Origin of the sequence: Streptomyces sp. NPDC052721 (genome assembly GCF_040678315.1) — a bacterium.
Lineage (GTDB): Bacteria > Actinomycetota > Actinomycetes > Streptomycetales > Streptomycetaceae > Streptomyces.
Map to the genome: position 1 here is coordinate 136,715 of NZ_JBFATL010000012.1, position 19,820 is coordinate 156,534.

General features: G+C 70.7%; 14 protein-coding genes. 10 read left to right on the plus strand and 4 right to left on the minus strand.

Annotated features, from left to right (window positions below; translation table 11 throughout):
- Nucleotides 1-33 precede the first annotated feature (33 nt).
- The 3 genes from AB0L21_RS14800 to AB0L21_RS14810 all read right to left on the minus strand — a co-directional run bounded on the left by AB0L21_RS14800 (nucleotide 34) and on the right by AB0L21_RS14810 (nucleotide 3,307).
- On the minus strand, nucleotides 34-1,848 hold the full coding sequence (locus AB0L21_RS14800) for a peroxidase family protein (protein WP_365707203.1): 1,815 nt from the start codon (nucleotides 1,846-1,848) through the stop codon (nucleotides 34-36).
- 56 nt (nucleotides 1,849-1,904) lie between these two features.
- The gene (locus tag AB0L21_RS14805) at nucleotides 1,905-2,294 is read right to left on the minus strand and encodes a hypothetical protein (RefSeq protein ID WP_365707205.1); all 390 of its coding nucleotides are present in this window, start codon (nucleotides 2,292-2,294) and stop codon (nucleotides 1,905-1,907) included.
- Nucleotides 2,295-2,848: 554 nt separating this feature from the next.
- The gene (locus AB0L21_RS14810) at nucleotides 2,849-3,307 is read right to left on the minus strand and encodes a hypothetical protein (protein WP_365784279.1); all 459 of its coding nucleotides are present in this window, start codon (nucleotides 3,305-3,307) and stop codon (nucleotides 2,849-2,851) included.
- 737 nt (nucleotides 3,308-4,044) lie between these two features.
- Between AB0L21_RS14810 and AB0L21_RS14815 the strand changes: the two genes are divergently transcribed.
- From AB0L21_RS14815 to AB0L21_RS14850, 8 genes are all read left to right on the plus strand, one after another.
- Entirely contained in the window at nucleotides 4,045-5,301 is a 1,257-nt protein-coding gene (locus tag AB0L21_RS14815; protein WP_365784282.1) for an MFS transporter, read from the plus strand.
- 49 nt (nucleotides 5,302-5,350) lie between these two features.
- Nucleotides 5,351-6,199 carry an oxidoreductase gene (locus tag AB0L21_RS14820; protein ID WP_365784284.1) on the plus strand — a complete coding sequence of 283 codons (849 nt, stop codon included), beginning with the start codon at nucleotides 5,351-5,353 and terminating at the stop codon, nucleotides 6,197-6,199.
- Nucleotides 6,200-6,242: 43 nt separating this feature from the next.
- On the plus strand, nucleotides 6,243-7,139 hold the full coding sequence (locus AB0L21_RS14825; RefSeq protein ID WP_365707213.1) for a helix-turn-helix transcriptional regulator: 897 nt from the start codon (nucleotides 6,243-6,245) through the stop codon (nucleotides 7,137-7,139).
- A gap of 183 nt (nucleotides 7,140-7,322) precedes the next feature.
- Complete coding sequence (locus AB0L21_RS14830) at nucleotides 7,323-7,841, plus strand: (2Fe-2S)-binding protein (RefSeq protein ID WP_365707215.1); 519 nt, start codon at nucleotides 7,323-7,325, stop codon at nucleotides 7,839-7,841.
- A gap of 2 nt (nucleotides 7,842-7,843) precedes the next feature.
- The gene (locus AB0L21_RS14835) at nucleotides 7,844-8,833 is read left to right on the plus strand and encodes a xanthine dehydrogenase family protein subunit M (RefSeq protein ID WP_365784286.1); all 990 of its coding nucleotides are present in this window, start codon (nucleotides 7,844-7,846) and stop codon (nucleotides 8,831-8,833) included.
- Nucleotides 8,830-11,040 carry a xanthine dehydrogenase family protein molybdopterin-binding subunit gene (locus AB0L21_RS14840; RefSeq protein ID WP_365784288.1) on the plus strand — a complete coding sequence of 737 codons (2,211 nt, stop codon included), beginning with the start codon at nucleotides 8,830-8,832 and terminating at the stop codon, nucleotides 11,038-11,040. The genes AB0L21_RS14835 and AB0L21_RS14840 overlap by 4 nt, the downstream gene beginning before the upstream one ends.
- A gap of 291 nt (nucleotides 11,041-11,331) precedes the next feature.
- Nucleotides 11,332-12,180: an oxidoreductase gene (locus AB0L21_RS14845; protein ID WP_365784290.1), complete on the plus strand. Its 849-nt coding sequence runs from the start codon at nucleotides 11,332-11,334 to the stop codon at nucleotides 12,178-12,180.
- Between the two features lie 103 nt (nucleotides 12,181-12,283).
- Nucleotides 12,284-14,701 (plus strand): SpoIIE family protein phosphatase, encoded by a 2,418-nt coding sequence (locus AB0L21_RS14850; RefSeq protein WP_365784293.1) that lies wholly within the window; start codon nucleotides 12,284-12,286, stop codon nucleotides 14,699-14,701.
- Nucleotides 14,702-15,029: 328 nt separating this feature from the next.
- Here AB0L21_RS14850 and yicI read toward each other — a convergent pair whose 3' ends face one another.
- Entirely contained in the window at nucleotides 15,030-17,300 is a 2,271-nt protein-coding gene (gene yicI / locus AB0L21_RS14855) for an alpha-xylosidase (protein ID WP_365784295.1), read from the minus strand.
- A gap of 280 nt (nucleotides 17,301-17,580) precedes the next feature.
- Here yicI and AB0L21_RS14860 point away from each other — a divergent pair, with 280 nt between their 5' ends.
- Entirely contained in the window at nucleotides 17,581-18,855 is a 1,275-nt protein-coding gene (locus AB0L21_RS14860) for a sugar ABC transporter substrate-binding protein (protein ID WP_365784297.1), read from the plus strand.
- A gap of 11 nt (nucleotides 18,856-18,866) precedes the next feature.
- Complete coding sequence (locus tag AB0L21_RS14865) at nucleotides 18,867-19,820, plus strand: sugar ABC transporter permease (RefSeq protein WP_365784299.1); 954 nt, start codon at nucleotides 18,867-18,869, stop codon at nucleotides 19,818-19,820.

The window sequence follows — 19,820 nt, forward strand, 5'->3', positions numbered from 1 at the left end:
GCAGGCTGCGCGTCCCGTCATCGGCATCCTGTCTCACTGCGGGACCCCCGCCGCGGCCCACGGGGCGAAGGCGTTGTCCACCGAGCGCAGGGACGCCCGCAGCCCCGGGAAGTGCCGTAGCAACACGCTGGTCATGCTGGTGTTCTCGATCCAGTCCAGGCCGGTCCGGGTGTACACCTGCGGGGTGTAGTCCCTGGTGAGGAACCGGTCGCTGTTGAGGCGGCGGGAGGCCATCAGGACGAAGACACGGAACGCCGTGTCGCTGAACGCGAAGCCCTTGGGGCGGGGTTCGGCGAACATGCCCACCGAGAGGTCGACGCGCTCGATGTCCCCGTCGTAGACCCGGCGCAGTTCCTCGGCCCAGACGGGGTTGTCCGTGAGGGTGTGGAAGTCCTCGGCAGGGCGGAGATGGAGCTGGCGCCGGAACTCGTTGTAGCGGGGCACGCCTACCTCACGCGAACGCAGGATGTCGACGGCTCCGAGGTCCATGAGCTTGCCGTCGGGCCGTTGGAACTCCTGGAGGAACCGGGGGTAGTTGTGCAGGGTCACCAGGCCCGGGTGCGATGTGCCGAAGGAATAGAGCAGGTCGCTCAGGGTGTGCTTGCCGAGGATGTCGTACGCGTGCCACCCCGTCAGTTCCCGGAAGCAGGCCTCCTGCAGGAGCGAGTCGTCGGCGGCCGACCGGAAGCTCCAGTCGTCCGGGATGAGGGGGTGCATACGGTAGACGGCGACGAACTCCTCCGTGAGCGAGTACGGGACGCCGAAGTGGTCGGTGCGCCCTCCCACGATGCCGCTGAGCACCTCGCTCCCGCTGAGACGGCCGAGCAGCTTGTGCAGGCGCTCGCCCAGCAGGCCGTACCAGTTGGCGTGCATGGCGGTGACGGTCGTCGGGTGACTGATGACGGCGGGGGTCCATTCCACGGTGTGGATCTTGGCGATGAGCGCCGCGGTGATCAGCCGTGCCCGTTGGAAGAGCTCCTCGTCGGACCACGCCGGGTAGGCGTCGTGCAACGCGTCGCAGATCGCGTTGTGTTCGAGCAGGAAGACCATGTGCATCATGGCCAGTCCCACCCAGAAACCGGGAACGCCCGCCGGGTCCTTGTCCGGGTCGTTTGGGAACAGCGGGCCGTCGGGGACCCGGAGCCTGCCGCCTTGGCCGGTGCGCAGCGACCGCTGCTCGTCCAGGTTGTTCCCGTACAGTTGGGACGCGTCCCACCAGGGCGAGTTGTCGTTGAGGAAGGTCGGCGGCAGACGGTCGTGCCCGTCCGGGCGGGTGGGATCCGGGATGGTCCGCGGCACGAGCATCGGTGGCGCGGGCCATGGGTCGTCGTCGGCCAGATCGATGCGCCAGGGGCGGTCCATGGTGCCCTGCCCGTGACTGACCCAGTCCCTGATCATGAACTGGAGCCAGGCGGCGACCAGGGCGTTGACGGATTCTGCCGGGACGAACGCGTGCCGGGTCAGCAGGGCCCGGCTCACCTCGCGGGGGCTCGGGGAGAGCAGGCGTGGCTCGGGTTCGGGAAAGGCCCGGTCCGGCGGCACGTTGCGGCCGAAACGCGAACGGGCCATGCCCATGCGGGGGTCGGCCAGGTCGTTGTAGGTCCCGTCGGCCGTGCGCGCCGTCAGATTCTGCACGTTCGGGGGGCCGACCTCCGGCAGGTCGCACGACGGGTAGGAGGCGGTGTCGAAGAGGTTCTTGCGGCGCAGGTTGTCCCGCAGGCCGACGAGGGTCAGCAGACCGAGGGGCTTGGGCAGGCGCTGCCAGCCGACCTTCCGGTCGACGGCGACCGCCAGCCGGTCGTGCAGCCGCACGAACCACGGGGCCCGGCCTTGTGGTGCTGTGCTCATGAGGGGATTCCTTCCGGCGTCCCATCCCGGGAGGCCCGGCGCGGCGGCCCGCGGGGTCAGCGGACGTCCGGCAGCCGGCACGGCCACCCCCGGGCGACGAGTGTCAGGGCGACGTTGACCGTCGAGATCGCCGTGGCCGCGACGGCCATGCGGCGCGGCAGCAGGCCCTCGCGGCCGGCGCAGGCGGCTGCCAGGGTGTCGCTCGCGTGGATGAGCGTGCCGGTCCGCAGCTCCCGGTCGAGTTCGTCCGCGTCCACAGGGCACAGCAGTCGGGCGCCGATGACCACGGTGCGCACGCCGAACATACGAAGCACGTAGACGAGGGCGGGCTGTCCGGGGTCCGCGCCCAGACGGCGGGCCATCACTCGCGGGGTCAGCAGCGCCGCTGCGCCGTTCACCAGTCGGATCACGGCCAGAGAACCGCGCGCGGCTGTCCGCACGTCCATCTCAGCGTCCCTTCCAGGCGGGCATCCAGAGGATGTTCGCGCCCTCGTCCCTACGATATGGGAAGCGGTCCTGATACGCGCGTCGGGCCGCGGGGCGCTCCTGGTGCGGTGTGCCGTTCATGGCCTGTCTGAGCCGCGCGATCCGCAGTTGGATCGTGCGGCGGGCACGGTTCCGGCTGTCCAGCGGCCGGTGTTCGGGCACGGCGCTCCAGGGGTCGAAGGACAGCCGGTCGGCACGGGCGAACCGGTCCGCGGATCGCAGTCCTGCCGGAGCAGGCGCAGGGTGGCCACCGGCACGAACGGCGAGAGACGTTCGGGCCGCACCACGGACGCGTTCTCGGCCGGCATCCGGTGGGCGTCTGTCCGTAGTGGTCGGGCGGGTGCCGGGGCACCCGGCTGTGGGTCCCGTCGCGGGGCACGAAGCCGTATCAGACGGCGGTCACCGTCCAGACCGCCCTGCCTGCGGACCGCCGGTGAGTTGTTCCCCTTTGCCGTCGCCCGCTACCGCAGCTGCGCACCGTACCTCCTCGGCGCGGGCCAGGCCATGCAGGACTTCAGGTCCGCGCATCCGGGAACGTCAGGCTGAAATCCAGGACTTTGCGCCGCCCCCAGTAGACGTTGCCGAGGTAGACCCCCTGCCCGACGCTGCGGATCTCGTCCCGGATCCAGTGGGCCACGAGCGAGGTGTGCGAGTAGTCGAGGACGATGCACGCGCCCCTGTCCGACCAACTGGAGTCCGGGTAGACCCGCGCCCGCACCGCCCGGATCCCGAACGGCGTGACACAGTTGCGCAGTTCACGGCCGTCGGGGTCGAAGACCTTGCCCTGCCACACGAGACGGCGCGCCAGCACGGCCGCCACGGCGTTCGTCTTCGGGCCGAGACCCAGGAGCACCGTCCCCAGGCCCTTTCCCCGGGGAATCTCCCCGGGCGGGGAGGAACGGAACAACCGGTCCAGGTCGGGCCGCGACATGCCCAGCAGCCGTTCGGCGCCGGTGTCGGTGGCGTGGCTCATCGTGCACCTCCATGGCCCACTGCCGTGGGCATGCGTTCCCGTGCACCGTCGCTACGGCCATCCTATTTCGGCCGGTCCGTCCCCGGCATCCCGGCGGCCGTGCGATGCGACAGCCGCGCGGTGCGCGCCCGATGGGGACGAGGGGCAGGCCGCCAAAGATTGCTGAATCGTGAACAAACGAACCGACGAGGCTGTCGCTTGAGGCGCGCGAGGCTTTGGGACCCGACCTGGCATCAGGTGGACTCGGCGCTGGGTGCCCAACGGTGGGTGGTGGAGCAGGGAACCCTGGAACTGCCACGCGCCAGTTGAGGGCGGGCGGACAGCGCGGCCAGGGCTGAGCGTTGTCGGTGGAGCACCAGGCGTGGACGGCCGCTGCCGTGGAGCGGGAGGAGATGGGCTGGGCTCCCGGCGGGCGGCGGTGGCGCCGGGCTGGGACTGCGCGTACGCCTCCCGGCTCGAAGAGGGGAGAGCCCGGCTGAAACGGATGGTGGAACGGGGCCGGCCGGCCGGGGCCCGGCGCGGCACGAACCGCCCTGGCCGCGTCGCGGGCGGGCCCGCACCGCGTGCCTGGTACTGGCTTTCCTAGGGAGCCATGCCCAGGAAAAGGCCTCCCTGTATGCCGGGGCTCTCCGTCACGACGATGGATTCCGCAAGGCGCCTTCGCACAGAAAGGCGCCCCCGCCCCACACCTGCCCATGTGGCGGCGAACCGAGCGTCCCACGGAGATGGCAAGCCTCATGAACGCCACCGACAAGCCGGCTGTCCTCCAGTCCCGGAGGGCCCGGCACCGCACCGCTCACCACGGCCGGACGTACCGTCCCTGGCATTTCCGCACCGTGGTCGGCGTGGTGTTCGTCGTCATGGCCGCCAGCAGCGCGCCGTCTCCGCTGTACGGGCTCTACCAGCAGCGATGGCACTTCGACACGACCACCTCGACGGTCGTGTACGCCTGCTACGCCCTCGGTGCGATCGTGACCCTCCTCCTCGCCGGGGGCCTGGCCGAGCATCTGGGGACGCAACGGACGATCGTGGGGGCGCTGGCCACCGTCGTCGTCAGCTTCGTCGTGTTCCTCGTGGCCACCGGGGCCTGGGCGCTGTGCCTGGCCCGCCTGATCCAGGGCGTCGCGGTCGGATTGCTCACCAGCAGCGCGGGCTCGGCACTGGCCGACCTTCACCGGGACCGCAGTCACCGGGCCGCGTCGGCCGCCAACAGCGCGGCGACCTCGACAGGCATCGCGCTGGGCGCGGTCTTCTCCGGTCTCGCCGTTCAGTTCGCTCCCGCGCCGCTGGTCACCCCGTTCGTCGTGCTGACCGTCCTGTCCATCGGCGGGCTGCTCCTGGTGCGGTCGATCCCCGCCTGGCAGACCGTGCCGGACCGGCTCGGCCCCTGGCGCCCCCGGGTGCTGCGGCTGGGCGCGGAGCCACGCGGGACCCTGCTCCGGGTGGCCCCCATCGTGACGGCCGGCTGGGCGGTCGTGGGCCTGTATCTGGCACTGGGTGTCGACCTGGTCGCCGGGCTGCTGCACACCACGGACAGGGCGCTGTCCTCGCTGGTCATCCTTGTGGTGCAGGGCTGCGGCGGCATCGCTCCGATGCTGCTGCGCAGGCTTGGCGACCGGGCGGCGTCGGTGACGGGGTGCGCGTTGCTGGTGGCCGGGGTCGGGGTGTCCGTGACCGGGTTCGACACGGCTCACCCGGTGCTGTTCTTCATCGGCGCGGCGATCACCGGCGCGGGGTTCGGCCTGACCTTCATGGGGTCCACGAGCACCGTGACGGCGGCGGTGATCGCGGGGGGCCATCCCCAGCTCCTGCCGGGGTTCTTCGCCCTGGCCTACCTGGCGGTGAGTGTGCCGGTGGTCGCCCTGGGCGCCGCCGTTCCCCGGTTCGGCGTCGCGGCAGCCTTCTCGTGGTTCGGGCTGCTCGTGGCACTGCTGGCCGTAGCAGCAGGGGCCATCGCTGTCCGCTCGGCCCGGGCCGAGTCCCGGAAGAAATAGCTGCATCCCACCCGATTTTTCTAGAATCAAACGAATGAGAGGCAGTGGCATGGCCACTTGGTTCATCACCGGCGCGTCCCGCGGTTTCGGCCTGGAGATCGCCCGTCAGGCACTGGAGCGGGGCGACAAGGTCGTGGCGACGGCCCGCAGGCCCCAGGCCGTACAGGACGCGCTCTCCCGGTACGGGGACAGCCTGCTTGCCGTCGCCCTGGACGTCACCGACGAGGCACAGGCCCACGAGGCCGCCGGGGCGGCCGTGGAGAGGTTCGGGACGATCGACGTCCTGGTCAACAACGCGGGACGCGGCGTGCTGGGCGCGGTGGAGGAAACCTCCGATGCCGCGTTCCGCTCGGTCTACGACACCAACGTCTTCGGTCTGGCCAACGTCACCCGCGCCGTACTGCCGGTCATGCGCCGGCAGAGGTCGGGCCGCGTTCTCAACCTGAGTTCCATCGGCGGCTTCGAGAGCGTGGCGGGCTTCGGCGTGTACTGCTCCACCAAGTTCGCCGTGGAAGGCCTGTCCGAGGCCATGCGCGCCGAACTGGCACCGTTGGGGATCCATGTCACGATCGTCGAGCCGGGATACTTCCGCACCGACTTCCTCGACGCCACCAGCCTGCTCACGGAGGGCCGGATCATCTCCGACTACGCCGAGACCGCCGGCGCCGTGCGCCAGGCCGTTCCCGGGCTCAACCACGCCCAGCCCGGTGACCCCGTCAAGGGCGCCACGGCCATCCTCGCCCTCGCCGACGCCGCCCACCCGCCGCTGCGCGCCCAGCTCGGCAGCGACTCCGCCGCGGCCATGGACCACAAGATCGCCCAGCTTCGCGAGGAGACCGACACCTGGCGGCAGCTGGCCCTGTCGACCGACCATGACGACGCGAAGGGCACCAAGTGAGCCGCCGTGTGACGCGCACGGCTCGTACGAGAAGGAGGCTGCCGTGACAGAGCTCGGTGCATACCTGCGCGCATGCCGTGCCCGGCTCAGTGCGGAGCAGGTGGGGCTGCCCACGTCCGGGCACCGCCGGGTGCCGGGACTGCGGCGCGAGGAACTCGCCTCGCTGGCCGGCGTCAGCGTGGACTACATCGTCAGGCTGGAACAAGGCCGCGTGAAGTCCGCCTCGCCCGCCATCCTCACCGCCCTGGCCCGGGCACTGGAGCTCCGTCCCGACGAGGAGGAATACCTCCTGCGGTGTGCGGCGGAAGCCGGCCTGTCCGACCAGGCGAAGCCGGCGGCGCCGAGAAACCAGCAGGTGTCGCAGGCCACCCAGGTCCTCCTGGACAGCATGGTGAACGTCCCCGCGCTCGTGCTCGGACGCCGTATGGACATCCTGGCGTGGAACAGCCTGGGCGCGGCGCTGTTCACCGACTACGCCAGACTGCCGGCCAAGCGCCGCAACCACATATGGCTCACCTTCCTCGACCCCGAGGTCCGCGGGCTGTACGCGAACTGGGAGAGAGTCGCCCAGGAGTGCGTGGCCTATCTCCGCATGGATGCCGGCCGCTACCCGAACGATCCCGAACTCGCCCGCCTCGTCGGGGAACTCTCCGTGAAGGACCCCGACTTCCGCCGATGGTGGTCCGACCACAGGGTCCGGGCCCAGCGGCATGGCCGCAAGGAGTTCGTCCACCCGATCGCCGGCCAGCTCAGCCTGGACTTCCAGGTGCTCGATGTGCGCGGCTCCACGGACCAGAGCCTGCTCGTGTACACCGCGGAACCGCACTCGCCGAGCGCGCAGGCCCTGACCTTCCTGACGGGCTGGGCCGCCACCGAGCTCCCCGCGGGGGCGACGGGCGCGGCGGCCGAGTCCGAGGACGAGCAGTCGCCGCGTCGGTGACCGGCGGGGACCGCCCTCCGTCAATTCCGACAAAAGGGGGGTTTGGCTCTAAGTTTACAAACCCACCTACTCGGACTAATTTCGCACCAGCGACAACCTCCCGCAGGTGTGCAGCCGCGTCTTCCCCTGAACGGAATGTCCCTTCCGCACCAATCCCGCAGGGAAGATCAGAAGTGAGGCACCATGAAGCATCTGGAACCCGATGCACGCCCGGCCCCCCAGTCACGGCCACCAGTGCCCGAGGTCGACATCACCTTGAATGTCAACGGCACACTGCACCGGCTCCGGCTGGATGCGCGGGTCACGCTGCTCGACGCGCTGCGTGATCACATGGGCCTGACCGGCGCGAAGAAGGGGTGTGACCAGGGCGCGTGCGGGGCCTGCACGGTCATGGTCGACGGCAGGCGCATCGTGTCGTGTCTGGCGCTGGCCGCCCAGTACGAGGGGCGCGAGATCACCACCGTCGAGGCCCTGTCGGTCGATGGCGAGTTGCATCCGATGCAGGCGGCTTTCGCCCGGCACGACGCGTTCCAGTGCGGTTACTGCACGCCGGGGCAGATCATGTCCGCGGTCTGCCTGATCGCCGAGGGACGTGCGAACTCGGAGGAGGACATCCGTGAGTTCATGAGCGGCAACATCTGCCGCTGCGGCGCCTATCCGAACATCCGCGCGGCGATCCGCGACGTCACGGCGGAAGGCTGACCATGCACCCCTTCGAGTACGCCCGGGCCACCGACGCCGACCAGGCCGTGGCCGTGGTGACCGCCGATCCCGACGCCTCGTTCCTCGCCGGCGGAACCACGCAGCTCGACCTCATGAAGGACGGGGTTCTGCACCCCGACCGGCTCATCGACATCACCCGTCTCCCGCTCGGCGGCATCACGCACACCGCTTCGTCGATCCGGGTGGGCGCGCTGACGACGATGGAGGAACTGGCCGCCGATCCCGTCGTGGGCGAGCGACTGCCGTTCGTGCGGGAGGCTCTGCTGCTCGGCGCCTCGACGCAGCTGCGCAACATGGCCACCATCGGCGGCAACCTGCTCCAGCGAGCCCGGTGCCGCTACTTCAGAGACCCCACCGTGGCCGCCTGCAACAAGCGCGCCCCGGGTTCCGGGTGTGCCGCCATCGCGGGAATCCAGCGGATGCACGCGATCCTGGGCACCAGTGACCACTGCATCGCCCTGCACGCCTCGGACGTCGCGGTGCCGCTGACCGCGCTCGACGCGATCGTCCACGTCCAGGGCGCTGACGGATCCCGGTCGATCCCCCTCACCCAGTTCTACCTGCCGCCGGGCGACACCCCCCACATCGAGAACGTACTGCGGCACGGCGAGCTGATCACCGCGGTCGAGGTCCCCCTGCTGCCCGAAGGCACGCGCTCCCAGTACCTCAAGGTCCGTGACCGGGTCTCCTACGAGTTCGCGCTGGTCTCGGCCGGCGTCGCTCTCGTGATGGAGGACGGCGTCATCGGGGAGGCCCGCGTGGCGCTGGGCGGGGTGGGCACCGTCCCGTGGCGTGCCTGGGACGCCGAGGAGACGCTGCGGGGTGCCCGCGCGGGCTCCGACTCCTTCCGCGGCGCGGCGGAGGCGGCCCTGGCGGGGGCCAGGCCGTTGCCTGGTACGGCGTTCAAGGTGGAGTTGGCCAAGCGCACGCTCGTGCGCACGCTGGAGACCGTCGCGGGAGTGCTGTCATGACGACTGTGGAAGCCGGCAAGGTCGTCGGTGCGGGCATCGACCGCGTGGACGCCCCGCTGAAGGTGGCCGGAGAGGCCCGCTACCCGAACGACTTCTCCTTCCCCGGTATGGCACACGCCGCCCTGGTGGGCAGCACCATCGCCGCGGGACGCATCAGCGGCATCGACGTGACCGATGCCCTGGCGGCACCGGGTGTGCTGACCGTCCTCACCCATCTGAACGCGCCGAAGCTGGAACGCGGCCCGATGACGCTGCTGGGCGGATCACCCCCGGCTCCGCTGCAGGACGACCGCGTGCTGCACTACGGTCAGCACATCGCGGTCGTGGTGGCCGAGAGCGCGGAGCAGGCCCGGCACGCCGCACGGCTGGTACGCGCCGAGTACGAGGCGACCGAGGCCCTCCTCGACGTCGAAGACCCGCGTGCCGAGATCGTCGAGAACCCCTGGGGACTGGACACCCAACGCGGAGACGTGAAGACCGGTTTCGCCCAGGCGGATGTCGTGGTCGAGGGGACGTATACGACCCCGGACAACACCAACAACCCGCTCGGTCTGATGACGACCGTCGCGTCCTGGCACGGCGACGCGCTGACGGTGCACGACTCCACACAGTGGCCCCACAACGTGCGGACCTCGCTGGCCACCATCTTCAAGGTCCCCGAGAGCGGCATCCGCGTGCTGGCCCCCTTCGTCGGGGGCGGCTTCGGCGCGGGACTGCGGGTGTGGCCCCACACGATCCTCACCGTGCTCGCGGCCCGCGAGGTCAACCGCCCGGTCAAGCTGGTCCTGACCCGGCCGGAGATGTTCACCTCCGTCGGACACCGGCCCAACAGCGTCCAGCAGATCAAGATCGGTGCCACCCGTGACGGGGACCTGGTCGCCATCGAGCATCACGGCATCTCGTCGGTCGCGATGGAGGACGACGACTACGAACCCGTCTCCTTCGGATCCGCGGTGGCCTACGCCTGCCCCCATGTCCTGACCCGCGACCGGCAGGCGCGGCTGAACATCCCCTGTCCGGGCTCCATGCGCGCGCCGGCCGAGGGGCAGGGCAACTTCGCTCTGGAGTCCGCGATCGACGAAGTCGCCCACGCCGTCGGCATGGACCCCCTTCGGTTCCGGCTGCGCAACTACGCGGAGGAGAACCCGGTCCTGGGCCTTCCCTGGTCGAGCAAAGCGCTGCGGGAGTGTTTCCTGGAGGGTGCCGAGCGGTTCGGCTGGTCGCGGCGCACGCCGGAACCGGGCTCCATGCGGGACGGCCGCTGGCTCGTCGGCTACGGCATGGCGGGTGTCTCCTATCCCTTCTACCAGGTGCCGTGCCAGGCCCGTGCCTCCGTGCGCCGCGACGGCTCCGCGTATGTCCGCAGTGCCGCCACCGACATCGGAACCGGCACCTACACGGTCATGACCCAGCTGGCCGCCGAACTCCTGGGCCTGGACGTCACCCGGGTGCGTTTCGACCTCGGTGACTCCGACATGCCCTACGCGCCCCAGGCCGGCGGCTCCGGTCTCACCGGTGCCCTCGGCAACGCGGTCCACGCCGCCTGCCGGCGCCTGGTGCGGGAATTCCTCGACGTGGTCCGCGACGACACGGACTCCCCCCTGCGCGCAGCCACCGTGGACGAGGTGACCGTCACCGACGGGCGCATCCACCGCATCACGGATCCCGAACAAGGCGAGTCCTACATCGACATCCTCGCCCGGCACGGCCTGGAGGAACTCAGCGCCGACGGCAGAAGCACGCCGCCCAGCAGCGAGGAACTGGGCATGGCCATGGCGGGCGCCTTCGGGGCGAAATTCGTCGAAGTGCGCATCGACCGGGAACTCGGCCTGCTGCGCGTGGCACGCGTGGTCTCCGCCATCGACGGCGGCCGCATCCTCAACGAGAAGACCGCCACCAGCCAGATCGTCGGCGGCACCGTGGGCGGCATCAGCCAGGCCATGTTCGAGGAGACCGCCACCGACCCGGGCACCGGACGCATCGCCAACGCCACCTTCGGCGACTACCTGATGCCGGTCAACGCCGACATCCCCGACATGGAGGTGCTGTTCGTCGGCGGCCCGGACCGGGCAACCGCCGTCGGCACCAAGGGAGTCGGCGAGATCGGCCTGGTCGGCCTGGCGGCGGCCATCGGCAACGCCGTCTTCCACGCCACCGGACGCCGCCTCCGCTCCCTGCCGATCACCATCGACCAGCTCATGCTCTGAAAGACGGCTCCCCGGCGCCAGCTGTGCCCCATGACCGAGCGAGCCCGTGATGTCCGGCTTGCCGTGGACGAGCCCGGCACGGACGTCGGCTCGTCCGCGTGCCGGTGACCCGGCCCGGGGTCCGCGCTGCCGGCCACACGCTCACGAAACAGGGTCGCGCCAGCTGGTGTCGCCGACCGGAACCCTGACCGGCGCGCGTACTCCCCTCCCCCCTGACACAGCGGCCCTGTGCCGCCCGGGACGGACCTGGGCGGAAGCTGCGGACATCCCGCGACGCGAACGGAGAGACACATGCCCCGCACGTTCCTCATCACCGGCGTGAGCAGCGGCCTCGGCCGCGCCTTCGCCACCGCCGCCCTCCAGGCCGGCCACACCGTCGTCGGCACCGTCCGCAGACCGGACCAGATCGACGCCTTCGAACAGCTCGCCCCGGGCCGCGCCCACGCCCGCGTGCTCGACGTCACCGACACCGACGCCGTCGCGCCGACCGTCGCGGCGATCGAGGACGGGACAGGCCCCATAGACGTGCTCGTCAACAACGCCGGTTACGGGGTCGAGGGCACCTTCGAGGAGACGCCGCTCAGCACCTTCCGCCGGCAGTTCGACGTCAACGTCTTCGGCGCGGTCGCGGTCACCCAGGCCGTCCTGCCCCGGATGCGCGAGCGCCGCGCCGGTCACATCCTCTTCGTGACCTCCATGGGCGGTCTGCGCGCCTTCCCCGGCCTGGCCGCCTATCACGGCTCCAAGTTCGCCGTCGAGGGCATCGCCGCCACGCTCGCCCAGGAGGTCGCCCCGCTGGGCATCCACGTCACGGCGATCGAGCCCGGCTCCTTCCGCACCGACTGGGCGGGCCGCTCCATGGACCGGGTCGAGAGCACCGTCGCCGACTACGAACCGCTCTTCGCCCCGGTCCGCGAACGCCGCCTCGACATGAGTGGTCAGCAGCTCGGCGATCCCGCCCAGGCCGGCCGTGCCCTGCTCACGGTCGTCGAGGCCGAGAACCCGCCGACCCACCTCATCCTAGGCAGCGACGCGCTCCGGCTGGTCGCCGAGGCCCGCTCCGCCTTCGACGCGGAGACGGCCGCCTGGAGCGAGCTGTCCAGGTCCACCGACTACCCCGACGGGCAGCAGATCGCCTGAAGGTCACTTCCAGGACCGGCGGGCGGCCCGGATGTCGCGGACGCCCCTCCTGGAGGACACTGAGGGGCGTACCGAGCTCTGAGGCAAGTGAGAGCTGATGACCATGGGTGCATCTCATGCCACCAACCGCGGTGACCCCCACGACGGCGTCCCGGCGGAGAACCAGGCCCACATGGTCATGGACCAGCGGGGCACCGTGGTCGAGTGGAGTCCGGCGGCCGAAGAGCTGCTGGGCTACCCGGCTCGTGCCATGGTGGGCCGCCCGGTGGCCGACCTGCTCAGCGGTGCCGGCCCCACCGCGCGCCCGCTCGCAGCCATCAGCGACATCGCCGTACCACTGCGCTGCCAGGACGGTGCCTGCCTGCCCTGCCGGCTGACCGTCCGCCCCTCGCGCGACGACGAGGCGGAGAGGGGGTGGGCGGTGACCCTCACCCCGGTGGAACAGGCGAGTCCGACCGCCGCACTCGACCGGGCCCTCCTGGAGACACTTTTCACCGTGTCCCCCGTGGGTCTGTACCTCCTCGATCCCGATCTGCGGATCGTCCGGTTCAACCCCGCCGCCGAGGGCATGCAGGGCTCCTCCGTCGCGGAAGCAGTCGGCAGACGTCCCAAGGAGGTGTGGCCCGGCCTGCCCGCGGAATCGGTGGAGCGCGTGATGGAAAAGGTGCTCGCCACGGGGCAGCCGGTCATCGGCGTCGAGAAGCACCTGCGCCCGCCGGGAGACCCCGAGCACGAACACGTCTATTCGGCTTCCGTCTTCCCCCTGCAGGACGACCATGGCCGGCTGCTGGGCGTAGCCGACGCCACTGTCGACGTCACCGACCTTCATCTGGCGCAGGAACGGCTGAAGGTGCTCGCGCGCGCCGGCACACGGATCGGTTCCGCCCTCGATGTGCTCGACACCGTTCGGGGTCTCGCGGAGGTGTCCGTTCCGGGGCTGGCCGACGGCATGGCCGTGGAGGTGGTGGAGCCGGTACTGGCGGGAGAGGACCTCGAACCCGGTCCCGTACGAGGCGACACCGTGCTGCGCCGGGCGGCATGCCGGTCCCGGGACGACGCGGAGCACTGGACGGCCTGCGACCAGGACGGTGCCCTGCCGCCGGTGGCCGCAGCGGAGGCACTCGCCGTTCTCGAGCCGCGCATGGTCGATCCGCTGAGTTCCCTCGGACAGCGGGCCTTGCACAGCCTGCGGGCGCCCAGGGAGAAGGTCCACTCGCTGATGCTCGTACCGCTGCTCTCCCAGCGCCGGGCCCTCGGGCTGGCCACGTTCTGCCGCTGGGGACAGCGCAGGGCCTTTGAACCCGACGATCTGACCCTGGCCGGAGAACTCGCGTCGCGCACGGCGGCGTGCCTCGACAACACCCGCCGCTACCTGCGGGAGCGCCATTCCCTGACCGCCCTGCGGTACGCGCTGCGTCCGGGCGGACTTCCTCCCGACCACGCTCTCGATGTGGCGCACGAGTACGTGCACGCGGGCTCCGGCGGCGACTGGGTCGACGCGATACCGCTCTCCGGAGCACGGGTGGCCCTCGTCGCGGGCCGTGTGCCCGGTCACGGCGTACAGACCGCCGCGGCCGCGGGACGGCTGCGCGCAGCGGTGCACACCCTGTCGGACCTGGACCTGGAGCCGGACGAACTGCTCGCCAGGCTCGACGATCTGGTGCGCCGGCTCGACGGCGACAACGGGCACGGGACCGGGGAGCGCCGACAAGGGCCGGCGCGCGCCATGCTGAGGTCCGCGGGCGGAACCGGGGCCGGCGCGACGTGCCTTTACCTGATCTACGACCCGGTGTCACGGCGCTGCTCCGTCTCCAGTGCGGACCACCCCGGGCCCGTGATCGTGCACCCCGACGGCACGGTGGCGACCCTGGAGGCGCCGGTCGGCGCCGCCCTGGCCCGCGCCGATGAGCCGTTCGAGAAAGTCGACATCGACCTTCCCGAGGGCTCGATGCTCGCCCTGTACACGCCAGGCCTCTTCCAGCAGCCCGGAGACCGTGGCCGCGAGCGCCTGGCCGCCCTCCTCGCCGGGTTTCCCGGCTCCGCGCGCCAGGCTTGCGGCATGGTGATCGAAGCACTGATCCCGCACCCCGTCCACGAAGACGCCGCCGTCCAGATCGCCCGCACGCACACGCTGGGGCCGGACCGGGTCGTGTCGTGGGACCTGCCGAGCGATCCGTCCGTGGTCTCCAGGGCCCGGTCGCTCGTCGCCCGGCAGCTCACGGCGTGGGGCATGGAGGAAGCGGCGTTCACCACCGAGCTCATAGCCAGTGAGCTCGTCACCAACGCCATCCGCTACGCCAGGCCTCCCGTGCGGCTGCGCCTCATCCGCGGCCACGTACTGACCTGCGAGGTCTCCGACGGCAGCAGCACCTCACCACGGTTGCGGCACGCCCGCACCACCGACGAGGGCGGCCGGGGGCTGCTGCTCGTCGCCCGGTGCTCCGAACGGTGGGGCACCCGCTACACCGAGGACGGCAAGACCGTCTGGGTCGAGCAGAACTGTCCCGAGCGTGGGCGATGACGGCGTCCTCGCTGTCGTCGCTGTCCGGCACCTGCTGCGCCGCGTGTTCGCGGTAATGCCGCAGGATCAGCTCATAGCTACGGGTCAGGCCGTCGACGCCGCCGCCGGGGCCCGCCCCTGCCGCGCACGGCCGGCCCGCTGGGCCGTTCTGCGAGGACGCGGTGGTGCGGGGTGCGTCTCCCTGTCGTCCGCCGCGGAGAGCAACTCGTACCCGCTCGACCGCGGAAGCCAGGCGACGACCTCTTCCAGGAAGTACCCGCGCAGGACCCTCTCGGTGGTGACCGGAGCTCCGGTCACCACCGCCGTGGGTCTGCGTGCGGCTCCCCGGTCAGCGCAGCGGGACCGTCACCTCGCCGCTGCCCCCGGCGCTCGCTCCGCCGGCGACGCGCACGGTGAAGGGGCGGTCGGTGCCGTCCACGGTGACACGCAGCAGGTCGCCGTCCCGGCGGACGTGGAACACCGCGGCCTGCGCACCCGTCAGGTCGGGGACGCCGACCTGACGGGTGTACGTCGCCGAGGCCGACGGGTGGACCAGCAGGACCAGGTCGTCCAGCCAGTCGCCGTCGGGCCGCTTGTCGTCGGTGGCCAGCGGCAGGACGGCGCCCTCGCGGACGTAGAGCGGAAGGCTGTCGTAGCCGTGCCGTTCGGTGCGCCACACCGGGCCGGTGACCCGCTCGCCGCTGAGGAGGTGGGTCCAGGTGCCCTCGGGGAGGTAGACCTCCACCTCGCCGTCCTCGCTGAACACCGGGGCGACCAGGAGGTCGGCGCCCAGCATGTACTGGCGGTCGAGCGGACGGCAGGCCGGGTCGTGCGGGAACTCCAGGACCATGGGCCGCATCAGCGGGACGCCGGTGCGGTGTGCCTCGACGGAGGCGCCGTACAGGTAGGGCATGAGGCGGTGCTTGAGCAGGGTGAACCGCCGGGCGACGTCGACGGCCTCGTCGCCGAACGCCCACGGCACCCGGTAGGACGACGATCCGTGCAGCCGGCTGTGGGAGGACAGCAGGCCGAAGGCCAGCCAGCGCTTGAAGACCGCCGGGTCGGGCGTGCCCTCGAAGCCTCCGATGTCGTGGCTCCAGAACCCGAAGCCGCTCAGCGACAGGGACAGGCCGCCCCGGAGCGACTCGGCCATGGCCTCGAAGGACGACCAGCAGTCGCCGCCCCAGTGCACGGGGTACTGCTGACCGCCCGCGGTCGCGGAGCGGGCGAAGAGCACGGCCTCGCCCTGTCCGCGCTCCTTTTCGAGGAGTTCGAACACGGTCTGGTTGTACAGATGGGTGTAGTAGTTGTGCATCCGCTCCGGATCGGAGCCGTCGTGCCAGACGACGTCGGTCGGGACGCGCTCGCCGAAGTCCGTCTTGAAGCAGTCCACGCCCTGGTCCAGCAGGGGCTTCAGCTTGGACTGGAACCAGGCGCGGGCGTCGGGGCTGGTGAAGTCGACCAGTCCCATGCCGGCCTGCCACAGGTCCCACTGCCACACGTCACCGTTCGGCCGGCGCACCAGGTGCCCGAGCGTGGCGGCCTCCTCGAACAGCGGGGACTTCTGCGCGATGTACGGGTTGATCCAGGCGCTGATCTTCAGCCCCTTGGCCTTCAGCCGGGCGAGCATTCCCTCGGGATCGGGGAAGACCTCGGGATCCCACTCGAAGTCGCACCACTGGTACTCGCGCATCCAGAAGCAGTCGAAGTGGAAGACGGACAGCGGGATGCCGCGCTCGGCCATGCCGTCCACGAACGACATCACCGTCGGCTCGTCGTAGTCCGTGGTGAAGGACGTGGTCAGCCACAGGCCGAAGGACCAGGCCGGCGGCAGGGCCGGGCGGCCGGTGAGGGCGGTGTACCGGGTGAGGACGTCCTTCGGGGTGGGGCCGGCGACGACGTAGTACTCCAGCGTCTGGTCCTCGACGCTGAACTGCACCTGCCCGACGGACTCGGAGCCGACCTCGAAGGAGACCGCGCCGGGGTGGTTGACGAAGACGCCGTAGCCGCGTGAGGACAGGTAGAAGGGGATGTTCTTGTAGGCCTGCTCGCTGCTGGTGCCGCCGTCGGCCTGCCAGATGTCGACCACCTGGCCGTTCTTGACGAACGGGGTGAAGCGCTCGCCGAGGCCGTAGATCTGCTCGCCGACGCCGAGCGTGAGCTGGGTGAGGACGTGGTGGGCGCCGTCGTCGGTGGTGGCGAAGGCGGTGCCCTTGCGGCCCGCCCGGGTCAGCTCCCGCCCGTCCGCGTCGTGGAAGGTCAGCGACCACGGGGCGGCCCGGTCCAGGCGCAGGGTCAGCGGGCCGCTGGTCAGCTCGGTGACGGTGCCGTTCCGGCGGACCTCGCCCGCACCGCCGGGCTCGGCCGCGAGGGCGAAGTCCGGTCCTGGACGGCGCTTGCCGGCGTGGTGGGTGACCCGCACGCCGATGACGCCGTCGGCGGGTGAGAAGCAGTCGACGGTGAGGAGCGGTGCGTTGAGCGTGTCCCCTCTGCGCGTCACCTTCTGCACGGCGGCATGGGCGGTGAAGCGCTTCGATTCGACGCGCACATCGCGCGCCTCGGTGGCGTACGCGACCTGGACACCGTCGCGGATGCGCCAGAACCCGTTGGTGAACTTCATGGTCTTCCTCGGGGGAGCGGGGCTGTTCGGCGGGGACGGCGGAGGCTGTCGCCCGGCGAGTTGATCGTACACAGAAGAAATCGTCGCCGAGCCTGCTTCACCCGACTATCAGCGCTTTGACCTGCGCTTTTCCTATCGAGTTACGGAGTGCCACTTCGCTGCGTGGCCGGACCGACACGGACTCGGGTCTAGCGTGACACCCCCGGATTGACGTATTAGTCATCACGCCAAACAAAAGCCCCGGCGACGAAGCCGGGCAGACGACAGCAAGGGCCGCAGCATGTCGAAGCGCTTCAATCGCATTCCCGAGAGGTCTCCGGCCGCCTGGCGCCGGGGACGCTCCCGCAGGGCCGTGGCACCGCTCACCGCCGTGTCGGTCCTGGTCGCCGGGGCGGCCCTGACCGGATGCGGTCAGCAGCGCGGCAGCGACGTCTACAGCGTGATGAACTCCTCGACCGACGAGACCTACCACCGCTGGGACGCCGAGGCGATGGCCCGCTGCGGCAAGCAGCTCGGGGTCACCATCGAGCAGCAGAGCGTCCCGGCCGCGCAGGTGATGACGAAGGCGCTGCGCATGGCGTCCTCGAAGTCGCTGCCCGACATCGTCCAGTTCGACGCCTCGGAGATGCCGACGTTCGCCGAGGCGGGCGGCCTGGTCGACCTCAAGACGCTCGGCCTGAGCACCCGGGACATCCCCCAGGGCATCGTGAACTTCGGCTCGTACAAGGGGACGTACTACGGTGCGGCCCGGTCGGTGAACACCCTGGCGCTGTTCTACAACAAGGACATCCTCGGCCAGGCCGGCGTGAAGGTCCCCACCACCTGGGCCGAGCTGCGCCAGGCCGCGAAGAAGCTCACCGGGGGCAAGCGGTACGGGCTGGCGCTCAGCGCGGGCGGCGCGGAGGACGGCGTCTTCCAGTTCACGCCGTTCATGTGGTCCAACGGCGGTGACGAGACCGAGCTGGACAGCCCGCAGGTCGTCGGCGCGCTCGACTACTGGAAGGCCCTGCTGGCGGACGGCTCGGTGTCGAAGTCGACGGTCAGCTGGACGCAGGCGGACGTCAACGACCAGTTCATGGCCGGCAACGCGGCGATGATGATCAACGGCCCCTGGCAGGTGGAGACGCTCAACACCAAGAAGTCGCTGCACTGGGGCATCGCGCGGATCCCGGTCCCCCGGCCGGGCGCGCCCTCCGTCGGCCCGCTCGGCGGTGCCGTGCTCACCGTGCCCAACACCGGTGACAGGGCGCGGGAGAAGCGGGCGGGCGAGATCGTCGCCTGTCTGGCGAGCCAGAAGGAACAGCTGACCTACGCGCTCAACAGCTGGATGGTCCCGGCCAACGCCAAGGCCGCCGCCGTCTGGCGCATGCGGGTGCCCGAGCTGGACGCGCTCGCCGACCAGGTGGCCGCCGCCCGGTCCCGCACCGCCAAGCTCGGCGCCGGCTGGCCGAGCGTGTCGCTCGCCCTGCAGAGCGCCTTCCAGTCCGCCCTGACCGGCCAGTCCAGCGAGGCCGCTCTGAAGCGCGCCCAGCAGCGGGCCACGAGCGGGAACTGAGGTAAGCCACCATGACCACGTCCATCGTCACCGCTCAGGCGCCCCAGAAGGCGTCCAGGACGGCCGCCGCGCCGGACCCGGCCCGGCTGCGCCGCCGCCGCAGACTGGCCCAGTGGGGGTTCGTCGCCCCCGCGGTCGTCTTCATGCTGCTGTTCTTCGGCTATCCGCTCGTCCGCAACGTCGTGATGAGCTTCCAGCACTTCACACCGAAGACGTTCTTCACCGGTGAGGCGCCCTTCAACGGCGCCGACAACTGGTCGAACGTGTTCCAGGACCCGCTGTTCGGCAAGGCGCTCTGGCACACCCTGGTCTTCACCGCCGGGTCGCTGCTCGGACAGTTCTGCATCGGGCTGGCGCTCGCGGTGTTCTTCAGCCGCCGCTTCCCGCTGAACGGCGTCCTGCGGTCGTTGATCCTGCTGCCCTGGCTGGTGCCCATGGTGGTGTCCGGCATCGTGTGGCGCCGCGTCCTCGACCAGGACACGGGCGTCCTGAACTCGTTCCTCGACACGCTCGGCCTCGGCGGCCACACCCCGTGGCTGACCAGTCCCGGCATGGCCCTGCTGTCGGTGATCCTGGTCAACATCTGGATCGGCATCCCGTTCAACATGGTCATCCTCTACGGCGGTCTCCAGGAGATCCCCAAGGAGCTGTACGAGGCGGCCTCCCTGGACGGCGCCTCGGCCTGGCGGACCTTCCGCTCCATCACCCTGCCGCAGCTGAAGCCGGTGATCACCGTCGTCCTCGTGCTCGGCTTCATGTCGACGGTGAAGATCCTCGACCTGATCCTCGCGCTCACCGACGGCGGGCCGGCCGACGCCACCCAGACCCTGGGCACGCTGACCTACCAGAACTCGTTCGTACGGCTGGACTTCGGCGCGGGCGCGGTCGTCGGCAACGTACTCATCCTTGTCTCCGCGGTGTTCGCGGTGTTCTACCTGCGGGCCAACCGCACCGAGGGGAAGTGA

What these genes read in the sequence shown, in the direction of transcription:
- AB0L21_RS14800 (WP_365707203.1), bottom strand. Translation starts at nt 1,848, where the DNA reads ATGAGCACAGCACCACAAGGCCGGGCCCCGTGGTTCGTGCGGCTGCAC.
- AB0L21_RS14805 (WP_365707205.1), bottom strand. Translation starts at nt 2,294, where the DNA reads ATGGACGTGCGGACAGCCGCGCGCGGTTCTCTGGCCGTGATCCGACTG.
- AB0L21_RS14810 (WP_365784279.1), bottom strand. Translation starts at nt 3,307, where the DNA reads ATGAGCCACGCCACCGACACCGGCGCCGAACGGCTGCTGGGCATGTCG.
- AB0L21_RS14815 (WP_365784282.1), top strand. Translation starts at nt 4,045, where the DNA reads ATGAACGCCACCGACAAGCCGGCTGTCCTCCAGTCCCGGAGGGCCCGG.
- AB0L21_RS14820 (WP_365784284.1), top strand. Translation starts at nt 5,351, where the DNA reads ATGGCCACTTGGTTCATCACCGGCGCGTCCCGCGGTTTCGGCCTGGAG.
- AB0L21_RS14830 (WP_365707215.1), top strand. Translation starts at nt 7,323, where the DNA reads ATGAAGCATCTGGAACCCGATGCACGCCCGGCCCCCCAGTCACGGCCA.
- AB0L21_RS14835 (WP_365784286.1), top strand. Translation starts at nt 7,844, where the DNA reads ATGCACCCCTTCGAGTACGCCCGGGCCACCGACGCCGACCAGGCCGTG.
- AB0L21_RS14840 (WP_365784288.1), top strand. Translation starts at nt 8,830, where the DNA reads ATGACGACTGTGGAAGCCGGCAAGGTCGTCGGTGCGGGCATCGACCGC.
- AB0L21_RS14845 (WP_365784290.1), top strand. Translation starts at nt 11,332, where the DNA reads ATGCCCCGCACGTTCCTCATCACCGGCGTGAGCAGCGGCCTCGGCCGC.
- AB0L21_RS14850 (WP_365784293.1), top strand. Translation starts at nt 12,284, where the DNA reads ATGGGTGCATCTCATGCCACCAACCGCGGTGACCCCCACGACGGCGTC.
- yicI (WP_365784295.1), bottom strand. Translation starts at nt 17,300, where the DNA reads ATGAAGTTCACCAACGGGTTCTGGCGCATCCGCGACGGTGTCCAGGTC.
- AB0L21_RS14860 (WP_365784297.1), top strand. Translation starts at nt 17,581, where the DNA reads ATGTCGAAGCGCTTCAATCGCATTCCCGAGAGGTCTCCGGCCGCCTGG.
- AB0L21_RS14865 (WP_365784299.1), top strand. Translation starts at nt 18,867, where the DNA reads ATGACCACGTCCATCGTCACCGCTCAGGCGCCCCAGAAGGCGTCCAGG.